The sequence below is a fragment of the Streptococcus sp. HMSC072D05 genome, from assembly GCF_001815805.1.
In the GTDB taxonomy this organism is placed as follows: Bacteria; Bacillota; Bacilli; order Lactobacillales; family Streptococcaceae; genus Streptococcus.
Window position 1 is genome coordinate 739842 of sequence record NZ_KV822038.1, and the last position, 12197, is coordinate 752038.

The window sequence follows — 12197 nt, forward strand, 5'->3', positions numbered from 1 at the left end:
CTTGAACATAATGATAAATGTTCTGATTTCTTCCGTTTGTCCTGATCATCCAATTATCATCAATGATTGCCCCTCTTCATTTTATCTAGACATTCTTAGGAGCGGACAATTCCATCGTATAATATAAGTAATAATGAAAGACTATCAGAAAAAACTCATACTTCCACTATAACATAGAATAGGCTCTTTGACTAGCTTTTTCACCTGAATCTGAGTCCTTTTGGATAATAATTTTTCAAAACATTTCCCGTTACCTTGGCAAAGCCTAATCCGTTTCCTTGAACCAGAACTTGGTACCATCCATTTGGTCGAGCTTCAGACAATTGAACAGTCTCGCCAGCCACATATTTTACAAAGTCCTCATCATTGATTTCAACACTTTGTTTTACTTGACTTGGTTTCAAGGCTAATCCCAGAGCAAAACTTGGTTCGAAGCGTTTCTTCTTAAAAGTACCCAGATGAAGTCCATTTCGGGCAATTTTGAGTTTCCCTAGATCAGGTAGCATCTCTGGCAAGAGATAAAGTTGGTCTCCAAAAGTTTGTAGAAGGCCAGTTAGTGTCACTTTGAGATGTTTTTGGGCAAATTCCCGCCACAAGGCCAGCTGTTCACGACTAAGATTGGTCTTGCTGGCTTTGAATTTGGCTGCTGGATTTTCTCCCTTGAATTGCAAATGGGCAACAAACTGACCTTCTCCCTTAAAATGATGAGGGTACATCCGAGCCGTTTCAGGAAGATTAATACCTGCTACCATACCGTTCACATGCTCGACTGGAAGCAGTTCAAAATCATAAGTATCCAGCAACCAGTGGACGATTTCTTCATTTTCCTCTGGTGCCCAAGTACAGGTCGAATAAACTAAACGGCCACCTTCAGCAAGCATGGTCACTGCATCTTCTAAAATTTCCCTTTGGAGACTAGCACATTGGCTCGGATAATCGGTACTCCAATAATCCATGGCATCTGGCTGCTTACGAAACATCCCTTCACCTGAGCAAGGTGCATCAAGAACAATCACATCAAAGTAACCTTTAAAAACCTTGGCCAAGCGGTCAGCAGATTCATTAGTCACAACAACGTTTGTCGCTCCAAATCGCTCCATATTTTCCACTAAAATCTTAGCACGCTTGCTTGAAATTTCGTTGGAAACAAGGACTCCTTGATTAGCCAGATAAGCTGCTAGTTGAGTGGATTTTCCACCTGGTGCTGCCGCCAAGTCCAAGACTTTCATGCCAGGTCTTGGTTGAGCTACCTGGGCCACCATTTGGGCTGCAGGCTCTTGCGAATAAACAAGACCTGTCACGTGCTCTGGTGACTTTCCAGAAACCTTACCATAATACCCCCAAGGTGTATTTGGAATAGCATCTGCAAACGATAACTGACTTTCTTTTAAGGGATTGACTCGAAAAGCCGAAACTGCTTCTTGTTTAAAAGAGGCAAGAAAGTCTCTTGCCTCATCTTCTAGTATCGCTTCATATTTTTCAACAAATCCTTCTGGAAATTGCATTTAGTTCTCTTTCCTTTCGTAGATATAAGACTGAATCTCCTCTTGCATCTCGATTGGCACCATCATGACAGGCTGACGTGTTTTAAAATCAGCAAGCTCACCCGATACCGTAAGAAGGCGATAACCCAGACTTTCCCCTAAGATACTGGCCGCAGCGTAATCCCATGGCTGCAGGTAGGTAATATAAGTCAGAAGACGACCCGATAAAACCTTGGCAAAACTAATGGCCGCACTGCCGTAGACACGGACTCCCAACGCTGCTCGACCCAAATCACCCAAACCCCACTCATTGCTTTCAAACATACCTGAGTTACCAGCAACTAAAAATTCTTGAAGAGGTTTCTTTCTAAAAGGCGGTAAGGGCTCATTATTGCGGCAAGGAGGAAAGGCACCACCACCATGGTAACAATCACCTTTCATGACATCATAGATGATGCCAAATTTGCCCACACCATCCTCAAAATAAGCCAACATCACGGCAAAATCTTCCTGCTGGGCGACAAAGTTATTGGTACCGTCAATGGGATCAATCACCCAAACGGAACCTTGACCGACTGCAGCACGTAAGCAGCCCTCTTCCGCGCAAATCAAGTCCTCAGGATAGGAGGACTTGATCCGTTCAACCAAGAGTTCCTGGACCTCCTTGTCCAAACGCGTCACCAAGTCTGTAGGCGAAGACTTGCGCTCAACCTGCAAATCTTCTTTCATGTGAGCCAAAATATAGGCAGCAGCTTCCTGCACAATCTGTTTGGCAAATTCAAATTTAGTTTCCAAGAGAAATCTTCCCTTCTCTTTTTTCTTTTGCTAATTGAACTGCATGATAGAAGGAATAACCGCTAGCCGTCTCAAATTCGCGACCTAGGCGCTTTTCTTCACTTTTGCTCGGGACGACAGACTTAAATTCCTTATAGGAATCTAACAGTTTTTTTGCTTCTACCTTATCTTCATAAGCAGCTTCAACATCATTAAAAAAAGAAAGCACTGAAGCAAGTTCTTCAGTGCTCCACGACAAATCTAGTGGGTAACTATACTGTTTGTTCATCTATCCTATACCAGCTCTCAATGTTGCTTCTTTCAATTCTTGTTTACGGTAACTACGAGGGAGAAAAGCACGAATCTCATCTTCATTAAAACCGATCTGCATGCGTTTGGTATCTATAATAATTGGGCGACGCAAAAGACTAGGATATTGCTCAATCAACTGAAGCAACTCCGATACCGAGATACTCTCTACATCAATATCCAATTTTTGAAAAATTTTTGAACGAGTTGAAATGATGTCATCAGTACCATTTTCGGTCAAGGAAAGAATATGTTGTAATTCTTTTCTTGTTAAAGGACTAGTCATAATATTATGCTCTTGAAAGGGCACTTTATGCGTCTCTAACCAAGCCTTTGCCTTACGACATGATGTACAACTCGGTGATAAAAATAGTGTAATCATGCTTTTCTCTTCTTTTATCTATACTTGCTATTTCTATTATACAAAAAAATAAAGCGCTTGACTAGGTATTTTTAGAAAAAAAGCCTATTTTTTCATAGAAAATAGACTGTTTTCTGCAAAAATCTCCTGCTTTGCAAGTTTATCTTTAGGATAACCTAACAATATATAGGGAGTGGAGTAACTTCTCTCGTTTTTTATTAAAAATACAGAATTTTATCTACTTTTTCCTTGAAGCTTTAGCAAGAAGGAAACCAAACATTCCTTCATACAAGGCAAAGAAAAGTAAAAAGGCATGGAGGAAGAAAGTCTCTGGTAAAATCAGAATAACTCGATCCTTTGCTGGATCAAAAAGCCAGGTATCGTCTCCCACAAAGAGAATCTGATGGAACAGAGTAAATAATTGCTCAAAACCAATCAACACTCCTACAAGCCCAATGATCAGAGGCAATAGTACTAAAGTCAAGATACTTTTACGATATAGTGCTAAAAAGCCTTTTTTGACAATCTTTTTAACAAAGAAATAGAAACTTGGAAGTGTCACCAAAGTGACCAGCTGAACCAAGTGGAAGAGATTCTTCACCACCGCAAAGTGGTGTAAACCAGCCGCTGACGAACGGAAATCTGGCATCTCTAAGACCTGACTAAAGGGATTGGTCAGGTAATTCATCAAGATATGAAAATTGTACTGAATGGTTTCGGGCTTTAGATAGACTCGATCCGCTAAGTTCAGCCACTGAATCTCCATAGGATAGAAAATCCATGCCAGATAAATGGTTAAGAGAATAGAAATGGAAAGGAGAAAAAGCATACTTCCCCAAAAAGTCAGTTTAGTTCTCATCAAAATTCCACTCCGCAAGGCTAGAAAGCACATGTGTTGGTGCGATTGGCAGGTCCGCTACTTCTTCTGCCTTGGTAAAACCTGTTGTCACCAAGAGAGTTGGAATACCATTGTCAATCCCTGCTCGGATATCTGTCAGGTAATTGTCTCCAACCATGAGCAATTCTTCTCTTTTCAAACCTAAGTGCTCAACCGCCTTGTCCATGATAATAGCATTTGGTTTCCCAATATAAACTGGTTTTACTCGTGTTGCTACTTCAATAAGTGTAATTAGTGAACCAGCACCTGGCAAAAGACCACGTTCCGTCGGGATATTGAGGTCAGGGTTGGTTCCGATAAAGTGAGCACCCTTTTGGATAGCTAGAGTTGCTGTGGCAAATTTTTCATAGTCGACTTGCCAGTCCAGTCCAACTACCACATAGGCAGGATTTTCCTTGTCTTCGACATAACCAGCTGCCTGAATGGCATCCTTGAGTCCTGCTTCTCCGATGACATAGACTGTCTTTTCCAGTCCCATGTCATTCATATAGTCGATGGTTGCCAAAGTTGCCGTGTAGACAGTTGATAGAGGCGTATCAATATTAAAATTTTGAACCAACATCTCTTGAACACTCTCTGGAGTTCGGGTTGTATTGTTGGTTACAAAGAGATAGGGAATTTCTCGCTTCTGCAATTCATGCACAAAAGCCTCTCCCGCTGGAATCCGGTCTTTCCCTTTGTAAATGGTCCCGTCTAAATCAATTAAATAACCTTTATATGTCATCTCTCTTTAGTCCTTTTTTATTTCTTGCCAAGTAATCATAGCTTGGGCATTGATCTCGCCATCACTGATAATCTCATGCTTGCTTTCTAGTCCCTTGAGTTCATAAGCTGAAGCAATCATGCCACCTGGCCGCACTTCTTTGACATACTTGAGATTGATTTTCTTTGGAATGTACTTGGTTAGAAAATCGGCACCCATGACCTCAAAAATCCAGTCTAGGTATTTACTATTATTGACATGACCATTCATATCCAAATCGTAAAAACGAACATGGTAGTCTTTACTGATTGGATCTTCTAGATTTACATACTTTGGACCACGGATGAGTTTTTTATCAAACTCAGACTGGTAAGGCGCAACAATCTCCGGTTCTACAGCATGGACTTTCCGACTATCTCTGTCCATGAGAACAAAGGTTGCTACCATGCGAATGATTTCTTGACCTGCTTCATCATAGATAGTGAAACGGCGGTAGCAAAAAAGACGATTGTAAGTCAATGCTTCTGTTTCAATCGTAATCTCTTCAGCAAAGCGAGGCAAGCGAACCACTTCAATTTCATAATCCGTGATAATCCAGACCAGATTGTAACGCTCCAATACGTCCTTGTCACTGACTCCTAGCTCAATCGACTGCATACCTGATACTTGCAGGGACAGCAAAATCACATCTGGAAGTTTGATATGACCGTTCATGTCCGCCATATCAAAAGGAATTTTCATTTTCATTTGATAAGTTAAGCCCATTGTTCTACTCCAAAATAAATCGTTCTGCTACAGTGTCTCCTAAAAAGAGACCTCTCTTTGTCATTCGGACACGATCACCATCGATCTGCATGAGTCCTTGTTGAACCAAGTCTCTGATGATTTTTCCATATAGTTCATCAAAGGACCGTTCGAATTTTTCCTCAAATCGCGCCATGGAAACCCCGGATTTTTTCCGGAGTCCCAGAAACATTTCTTCTTCCATCTGCTCCCTTTGACTCAGGTGTTCTTCTGTAATCCGAGCATTTCCTGCCTCTACTGCATTGAGATAGTGGCGGATAGGACCGTGGTTTTTATAACGCACCCCGTTCACATAACCCGAAGCGCCCGCACCGATGCCATAATACTCGGCATTATCCCAGTACATGAGATTGTGGCGACTTTCAAAGCCAGGCTTAGAGAAATTGGAAATCTCATAATGCTCAAAACCAGCTCGCTCAAGCTCTGCAATAATGTACTCAAACATCTCCGCTTCTAACTCTTCCTTAGGTAGGGGCAGTTTCCCTCGTCTCATGCGGTTCATAAAGACCGTATGATTCTCCAAAATCAAGCTATAAAGACTCATATGAGGAATGTCAAGCGAAATGGCCTTAGCTACATTGTCCTTGACCTGAGCCATAGTTTGACCGGGTAGGGCATAAATCAAGTCGATGGAGATATTGTCAAAACCAGCCAATTTGAGGCGGTCGATATTTTCATAAATATCCTTCTCCAAATGACTGCGCCCAATCTTTTTCAGCATTTTGTTATCAAAGGTTTGCACGCCTAGTGAAACACGATTGACTGGCGACTGTTTCAAAACTGCAATCTTATCTGCGTCCAAATCGCCTGGATTGGCCTCAATGGTCAACTCTTCTAAGGCTGACAAGTCTAGATTTTTAGTCAAACCATCCAGTAGCACTTCTAATTGCGGAGCTGACAAAGCTGTTGGCGTCCCACCTCCAATGTAGAGAGTTCGCAACTTTTGGATATCATAAGAACGAAACTCCTCTAGTAGATGCTTCAAGTAACTATCTACTGGTTGATTTTTAATAAAAACTTTTGAAAAGTCACAATAATAACAAATCTGTGTACAAAAGGGAATATGCACATAGGCGGACGTTGGTTTTTTCTGCATAGTACTTATTATACCACAAAGACAAGCTTGCAGATAAAAATCACCATCTCCAAAAACCAGAGATGGTGATGCATTATACTTCAGTAATATCGATGATGATTTCTTCTTGGTCTTCAGCAACGTCTGGAGTTGTTGACTGTTCTTGCCACTGCTCCTTGAGATTGTTAAAGGTTTCCTTTGACGCTTCTGTCGCTTGTCGAGCACAGGTTTTGGCTTGATCAAGGACACTGTCAAAAGTGATTTCACCAGATTCTACTTGTTCCTTTGTTTTCAGCACAAAGTCCGTTGCCTGTTCCTTCACTTCTGTTAGTTTTTCACAAACCTGCTCTCTAGCATATTCTGGATCTTCTCTCAAATCATCTAGAAAATCCTGAGCTTGACTACAAACTTGCTTACCCTTGTCACTGGTTAAGAACAAAGCAAGAGCAGCACCTGAAACTGTTCCTAAAAGGATAGAGGATAGTTTTCCCATAAGATTTCTCCTTTTTTATTTTTTGAAAAATTTACTTGCGACACGAAGAGCTGACAAGCCTGCACCTGTTTTGATAGTCTTTGAACCAGCAGATGAAGCCTTTTTACCTAAAACACGTGCATGTTGGTTGAGGTCAGAAACTGACTCTGACAAGTCAGCCACCGCCGTAAAGAGTGGATCAATCGTCGCAACTTTGATATTGATATCGTCTGCTAACACATTGACCTTAACCAACAATTCATTGGTCTGATGCAAGGTAACGTTCACATCTGAGCTCAACGTTTTGATGGTTTTCTCTGTCTCATCAATCATACGACCTGCTTTTTGAATCGTGATTGTCAAATAGACTAAACAGACAATCAAAGCAATCGCGACAAGTATATATGCAACTTCTAACATTTATTTTTCCTCCTCTGTATGATAGAAAGGGGCTTTCTTTCGATTTTGATAAAGTATGATAAAAATACCGAGTCCGATAAGGATAACTGATAACCATTGGGAAACTCGCAGACCAAAGAACATGAGACTATCCGTCCTCATTCCTTCGATAATCATACGACCAAAACCATACCAAATCAAGTAGAAAGCAGTGATATGACCACGTCTGATTCCCTTCAATTTTCGTCTAAAAATCAGAATCAAAGCAAATCCAATCAGATTCCAAACCGACTCATATAAGAAGGTCGGCTGACGGTAGCTACCATCAATGTACATCTGATCACGGATAAAGCCCGGTAAATAATCCAGACTATCCACCGCTGCACCGTAGGCTTCTTGGTTAAAGAAGTTCCCCCAGCGCCCTAAACTCTGGGCAACCATGACGCTCGGTGCTGCAATATCTAAGAAATCCCAAGTATTAATCAGCTTTCTATCTGCAAAGATATAAAGGACAATAGCGCCCGCTATCAAACCCCCATAAATGGCCAAACCACCATTCCAGATGGCGATGATTTCACCTGGATTTTGCAGATAATAATCTAAGCGAAAGAGTACGTAGTATAGCCTAGCACCTAAAATAGCTACTGGAAAAGCAATCAGAATAAAATCCAAAATATCATCTGATAGAATTTTCTTTTTAGGAGCTTCTTTCATGGCAAGATAAACTGCTAAAACCAAACCAGCTACAATACACAAAGCATACCAACGAATAGCAAAGGGGCCAATTTCAAATGCGACTGGATTAATCATGTTTCACCTCATTTTGAGCGATTAGATTTGTCAAGCGTTCTTCAAATAAACGCGTCGCATCAAAGCCCATTTCTTTAGCACGGTAGTTCATGGCAGCCGCCTCAATGACAACGGAGATATTGCGTCCTGTTTTTACTGGGATGCGGATACGCGGAATCGTTACACCAGAAACTTCGAGTTCTTCGGCATTGTTTCCTAGACGGTCAAAGGTCTTATGCGTATCATAATTTTCTAGATAAACTGCTAGCTGAACTTGTGAAGAATCTTTTACAGCACTTGCACCATAGAGACTCATGATATCAATAATCCCAACTCCACGAATCTCAAGTAAATGTTTCAAAATTTCAGCAGGTTCGCCCCAAAGAGTCATTTCATCCTTAGAATAAATATCTACACGATCGTCTGCTACCAGACGGTGTCCACGCTTCACAAGTTCAAGACCTGTCTCGCTCTTACCGATGCCACTATCCCCTTGGATCAAGACACCCATGCCATAGATATCCATCAAGACACCATGCACACTGGTACGTTTAGCCAAACGGGAATCAAGGTAGCTAGAAAGTTCTCCAGATAAACGACTGGTTGCTGTTCGACTGGTTAAAATCGCAATCTTGCATTCCCTAGCAGCCCTCAACATTTCCTCTGGCACTACCAGACCACGAGCCACGATAACCGCAGGTGTTTCAGGTAGAAACATTTTCTTCAAAACTTGATAACGATTCTGGGCAGGCATGGCGACTAAATAGGACCACTCCTTCATCCCTAACAGTTGAATCCGTTCTGGTGTATAGTAATCAAAATAGCCCGTCATTTCAAGACCAGGTCTCATAATGTCCGCAGTATTGATTTCTTTTTCAAGTAATTCGCCTTCACCATAGACAATATCTAGTCTGAGTTTTTCAATGACATCTCTTACTAAAACCGACATAATTTCCTCCTTCAATCGAGTTCTCCCTACTATTATATCAGATTCTAGGTGGAAGTTTCCTTTTTTTGCAGGATTTACAGTATTTATTTGATGTTGCTTGGGAAAAGATTTGACTAGTAAGTCTTTTCCTACGCTTTCAAATTAACCGAGACAAATCTACTGCAAATTGGTCAACATCTATCACCAAATCCCTTCCAGATTTTGCTAAATAAATCCTTGGAAGACCTTTTGTTAGTATTCTATTTGCATCAGCCATATCTTGAGGATAGGTATAGAACTGTTGACCTTGTGGAAACTGATTTTGGACCTGCCATTCTTCAAACTCCTTCAAAAAAGTCTTATGAGACGGCATACTGACTTCTTCGAACAAGGAATGGTCAAACAATCGTACCAAACGATATAGACCATGAATCTCATCCGCAAAGCACTTATCAATCTTTTCATAGGGGTAACCTCGCCTCTGATAAGCTTGACATAAGTTTTGTAAGGACTCACTTAATTCAACTGCATCTTTTCTTGCCAAACTTATAAAATACCGAACAGAAAATTCTTCCATACCAGTTCGTTTTTTCTTCACTAAAAACTGTTGTGCACGCAAGAGAGACTCGGATAATCTTTCTTCATCTTGATAATAAAGAGCGTATAAAAGATTCATCACATTTTCTGGATAATAGGTTCCTTTCAACAAGGGTAAATCTTTGGGGATGAATGATGGAATGACTGAAAAATCGTTACAAGCAAAAGAGGTAAACAAGCCTTTCAAAATTCCATCTGTATAAATGGTTCCACTTGCCAACAAACCGCCTCTCAGCAGCTCGGTTCTTCCTGTTTGCCATAGCGCATTGTTTAACTGTGTATAATCCCCATCTAAAAACGCCGCATAATAGGAAAAATATTTAATATCATCTAGCAATAAGCTACTGTACAATTTTACCCTTAAAACCTTGTCAGACAACACTTTTGAATCGGTCAAATACTTTTCAAAAATTCTTTGGTTTGACTCTTCAAATTCCTTCCAATCTATCGGATCAGCACAATAACCCCAATCTTCCAAGTGATTTTCACGCATCTTTTGATATTCTTTTATATACTCTTTCATAAGAATTTGTTCCTCTAAATACTATGCAAAAAAAGACTAGACAAGTCTAGCCTTTTATTTCAAATTAGAATTTTTTACGTTTACGAGCTGCTTCTGATTTACGTTTACGTTTTACAGAAGGTTTTTCATAGAATTCACGTTTGCGTGTTTCTTGAAGAGTACCAGCTTTAGTAACCGCACGTTTGAAACGACGAAGTGCATCGTCAAGAGATTCATTCTTACGTACTACTGTTTTAGACATTTTTTTCACTCCCTTCAAGTTCAAGATCTATTCCATTTTACACGCAAAATGAATATTTGTCAAGGGAAAACTGACATAAACTTATATTATCTTCCCTTTTCTTTTTAAAAGGAACAACGTATTAGAATAGATGTCATAATAGCGAAAAAAATTATTTTAATCCTGTTCAGAAACAACTTTTATTTCTTTATCATTTACAATAACAGCTTGTGAATTGTTCATTCGCATTAAGTCGAGCTGATTTTTATAGGTTTCAAAGGTCTTCTTGCTACTATCAGTAAAAGGCTCCTCACCATAATGTGGAAGGATGTAAAACTCCACTTCATTCAATCCCGTTGTATCCGATAACTCTTTCGCTACCGTCTTGTCATCCATGAGCTTATTGTAGTCAATATCCTTGGCAGTAATGATAGCCCCTGCTGATTCCCCCACATAGATCAGCCCATCTCTTATTTGTTCTTTGATAAGAGATAGGAGTTGTTTTTTCTTTAATTCTTGTAATAAATAAAATGTATTCCCGCCAGAGATATAAAGAATTTTGCTTTGGAAAATCTTTGCCTGTGCAGTTTCTCGATCACAAGAAGCAATATCTAGAACCTCTATCTCAAATCCTAAATCTTTGAATGTTTGCTGAGCCTCATCGATATAGGCAGTATAATCCTCTTTGTTCCCAGCGGTAGGAATAAATAAAACCTTGTTTTCTAGATTCTTTTCCTTTGCATAATCGCTAAAAAGCTTTTTGACTCCAGCAAAGTATGAACATAAAAATAATTGTTTCATGATTGTACCTCCATTAATGTTTAACAATTTTATAAAGGATCCACGATCCCTTTCTTTGACTAGTTATAAGCTCAAGCCCTATTAACAACAAGAATCGTCTAAATGCTTCTTCGCTTTGGACCTCTGGTAAAAAGTAAGACAACTTATTATATTCACAAGCCAGTAAGAGCATCCCGTCTGATTTGAGTATTCTTCGAAGTTCCATAAAAGAAGCCTCTAGGTCTCGCCAATGAAAATGAGTTTGAAAGGCTGTGATTAAATCAACACTTTCATCAGAAAAGCCTGTCTCCCTAACGTCTCTTCGTTCAAAATTTAGATTAGTCATCTCTATCTGTTTGGCTTGAGCTATTGCAGTATCTGAAATATCGATTCCAGTTATGGTACTTTGCGGAAAAGTTTCTTTCAGTAGGATGGTTGAACGGCCATTCCCAACTCCTACATCTAAGATTGCAGGGTAAAATGTCCTATCCAGATGACGAATTGCCCATACAAACATGGGGAGATAGGCTCTATTCCACAATTTCATCATTCGTTTTCCTAGAAAGCCCGAAGGGTTCTTTGATTGCTGAATGAGACGAGAAAACAGTAACATTAAAAGTAAAAAACAAGTAAAACCAATTATATAAATCAAAGTTCAAGCCTCCCTGTATAGCTATATTATACCACTTTAGCAGGATAGTAAACAATTGAGGCAAAATAATTAGACGATTTTCAAATCAATTACCAAAAAGAGAGAACCAATTGGTTCTCTCTTTCTGTTAGACTGACATCTTCTTAGATAGCAATGAATGTAATCATTTCAATCAAGTATCTAAAAACAACTTACTAGATGACTTTCGCCACTAATTATTCTTCCTCAGATTTTTTTCTTTGAGCTAGAGAAATCAATCCCATACCTGATAAAGCAGCCAATAGACCAGCTGTCAAGTGAGATGTCTCCTCAGAACCCGTATTTGGAAGAGTTTTAGCAGTTCTTTCTTCTGTAATATCTTGTTGTTCTGGATTTTCAACGACAGGAAGTTCTACTACGGTTGGAGTATAGAATCCTGAAATGATATTT

The 12197-nt window shown here is 39.8% G+C and carries 17 protein-coding genes; all 17 read right to left on the minus strand.

Annotation, left to right across the window (positions count from 1 at the left end; genetic code table 11):
- Nucleotides 1-200: 200 nt before the first annotated feature.
- Nucleotides 201-1505, minus strand: a complete 1305-nt coding sequence (locus tag HMPREF3057_RS09435; RefSeq protein ID WP_070697368.1) for an RsmF rRNA methyltransferase first C-terminal domain-containing protein — start codon at nucleotides 1503-1505, stop codon at nucleotides 201-203.
- Nucleotides 1506-2279, minus strand: coding sequence for an inositol monophosphatase family protein (locus HMPREF3057_RS09440; protein ID WP_070697371.1), 774 nt, complete (start codon nucleotides 2277-2279; stop codon nucleotides 1506-1508). It lies immediately after the preceding gene.
- Nucleotides 2269-2547 carry a UPF0223 family protein gene (locus tag HMPREF3057_RS09445; protein WP_001041959.1) on the minus strand — a complete coding sequence of 93 codons (279 nt, stop codon included), beginning with the start codon at nucleotides 2545-2547 and terminating at the stop codon, nucleotides 2269-2271. Before HMPREF3057_RS09445 ends, HMPREF3057_RS09440 begins: the two co-directional genes overlap by 11 nt.
- On the minus strand, nucleotides 2548-2949 hold the full coding sequence (locus tag HMPREF3057_RS09450; RefSeq protein ID WP_000631261.1) for a Spx/MgsR family RNA polymerase-binding regulatory protein: 402 nt from the start codon (nucleotides 2947-2949) through the stop codon (nucleotides 2548-2550).
- Between the two features lie 217 nt (nucleotides 2950-3166).
- Nucleotides 3167-3787, minus strand: coding sequence for a TIGR01906 family membrane protein (locus HMPREF3057_RS09455; RefSeq protein ID WP_070684036.1), 621 nt, complete (start codon nucleotides 3785-3787; stop codon nucleotides 3167-3169).
- On the minus strand, nucleotides 3777-4550 hold the full coding sequence (locus HMPREF3057_RS10245; protein WP_070697373.1) for a TIGR01457 family HAD-type hydrolase: 774 nt from the start codon (nucleotides 4548-4550) through the stop codon (nucleotides 3777-3779). Before HMPREF3057_RS10245 ends, HMPREF3057_RS09455 begins: the two co-directional genes overlap by 11 nt.
- 6 nt (nucleotides 4551-4556) lie before the next feature.
- The gene (locus tag HMPREF3057_RS10250; RefSeq protein ID WP_070697376.1) at nucleotides 4557-5294 is read right to left on the minus strand and encodes an acyl-[acyl-carrier-protein] thioesterase; all 738 of its coding nucleotides are present in this window, start codon (nucleotides 5292-5294) and stop codon (nucleotides 4557-4559) included.
- Nucleotides 5295-5298: 4 nt separating this feature from the next.
- On the minus strand, nucleotides 5299-6429 hold the full coding sequence (gene hemW, locus HMPREF3057_RS09470; protein ID WP_070697378.1) for a radical SAM family heme chaperone HemW: 1131 nt from the start codon (nucleotides 6427-6429) through the stop codon (nucleotides 5299-5301).
- A gap of 73 nt (nucleotides 6430-6502) precedes the next feature.
- Entirely contained in the window at nucleotides 6503-6901 is a 399-nt protein-coding gene (locus HMPREF3057_RS09475; RefSeq protein ID WP_049479146.1) for a YtxH domain-containing protein, read from the minus strand.
- Nucleotides 6902-6916: 15 nt separating this feature from the next.
- A complete protein-coding gene (locus HMPREF3057_RS09480) occupies nucleotides 6917-7300 on the minus strand; it encodes a DUF948 domain-containing protein (RefSeq protein WP_000895033.1) in 384 nt (127 codons plus the stop codon).
- Nucleotides 7301-8089: a prolipoprotein diacylglyceryl transferase gene (lgt, locus tag HMPREF3057_RS09485; RefSeq protein WP_000609709.1), complete on the minus strand. Its 789-nt coding sequence runs from the start codon at nucleotides 8087-8089 to the stop codon at nucleotides 7301-7303.
- On the minus strand, nucleotides 8082-9017 hold the full coding sequence (gene hprK / locus HMPREF3057_RS09490; protein WP_000115190.1) for an HPr(Ser) kinase/phosphatase: 936 nt from the start codon (nucleotides 9015-9017) through the stop codon (nucleotides 8082-8084). The genes lgt and hprK overlap by 8 nt, the downstream gene beginning before the upstream one ends.
- A gap of 136 nt (nucleotides 9018-9153) precedes the next feature.
- Nucleotides 9154-10116, minus strand: coding sequence for a hypothetical protein (locus HMPREF3057_RS09495; protein WP_070697380.1), 963 nt, complete (start codon nucleotides 10114-10116; stop codon nucleotides 9154-9156).
- A gap of 64 nt (nucleotides 10117-10180) precedes the next feature.
- Nucleotides 10181-10357 (minus strand): 30S ribosomal protein S21, encoded by a 177-nt coding sequence (gene rpsU, locus HMPREF3057_RS09500; RefSeq protein WP_000048054.1) that lies wholly within the window; start codon nucleotides 10355-10357, stop codon nucleotides 10181-10183.
- 156 nt (nucleotides 10358-10513) lie between these two features.
- Nucleotides 10514-11137 (minus strand): Type 1 glutamine amidotransferase-like domain-containing protein, encoded by a 624-nt coding sequence (locus HMPREF3057_RS09505; RefSeq protein ID WP_070697383.1) that lies wholly within the window; start codon nucleotides 11135-11137, stop codon nucleotides 10514-10516.
- A 13-nt stretch (nucleotides 11138-11150) separates the two neighbouring features.
- Nucleotides 11151-11768, minus strand: coding sequence for a class I SAM-dependent methyltransferase (locus HMPREF3057_RS09510; protein WP_070697385.1), 618 nt, complete (start codon nucleotides 11766-11768; stop codon nucleotides 11151-11153).
- 215 nt (nucleotides 11769-11983) lie between these two features.
- Nucleotides 11984-12197: LPXTG cell wall anchor domain-containing protein (locus tag HMPREF3057_RS09515; RefSeq protein ID WP_142350353.1), on the minus strand; the 214-nt coding region annotated here is incomplete at its 5' end.

Bases quoted from the DNA above. Each gene is read 5' to 3' on its own strand.
- HMPREF3057_RS09435 (WP_070697368.1), bottom strand. From the start codon at position 1,505: ATGCAATTTCCAGAAGGATTTGTTGAAAAATATGAAGCGATACTAGAA.
- HMPREF3057_RS09445 (WP_001041959.1), bottom strand. From the start codon at position 2,547: ATGAACAAACAGTATAGTTACCCACTAGATTTGTCGTGGAGCACTGAA.
- HMPREF3057_RS09450 (WP_000631261.1), bottom strand. From the start codon at position 2,949: ATGATTACACTATTTTTATCACCGAGTTGTACATCATGTCGTAAGGCA.
- HMPREF3057_RS09455 (WP_070684036.1), bottom strand. From the start codon at position 3,787: ATGAGAACTAAACTGACTTTTTGGGGAAGTATGCTTTTTCTCCTTTCC.
- HMPREF3057_RS10245 (WP_070697373.1), bottom strand. From the start codon at position 4,550: ATGACATATAAAGGTTATTTAATTGATTTAGACGGGACCATTTACAAA.
- HMPREF3057_RS10250 (WP_070697376.1), bottom strand. From the start codon at position 5,294: ATGGGCTTAACTTATCAAATGAAAATGAAAATTCCTTTTGATATGGCG.
- hemW (WP_070697378.1), bottom strand. From the start codon at position 6,429: ATGCAGAAAAAACCAACGTCCGCCTATGTGCATATTCCCTTTTGTACA.
- HMPREF3057_RS09475 (WP_049479146.1), bottom strand. From the start codon at position 6,901: ATGGGAAAACTATCCTCTATCCTTTTAGGAACAGTTTCAGGTGCTGCT.
- HMPREF3057_RS09480 (WP_000895033.1), bottom strand. From the start codon at position 7,300: ATGTTAGAAGTTGCATATATACTTGTCGCGATTGCTTTGATTGTCTGT.
- lgt (WP_000609709.1), bottom strand. From the start codon at position 8,089: ATGATTAATCCAGTCGCATTTGAAATTGGCCCCTTTGCTATTCGTTGG.
- hprK (WP_000115190.1), bottom strand. From the start codon at position 9,017: ATGTCGGTTTTAGTAAGAGATGTCATTGAAAAACTCAGACTAGATATT.
- HMPREF3057_RS09495 (WP_070697380.1), bottom strand. From the start codon at position 10,116: ATGAAAGAGTATATAAAAGAATATCAAAAGATGCGTGAAAATCACTTG.
- rpsU (WP_000048054.1), bottom strand. From the start codon at position 10,357: ATGTCTAAAACAGTAGTACGTAAGAATGAATCTCTTGACGATGCACTT.
- HMPREF3057_RS09505 (WP_070697383.1), bottom strand. From the start codon at position 11,137: ATGAAACAATTATTTTTATGTTCATACTTTGCTGGAGTCAAAAAGCTT.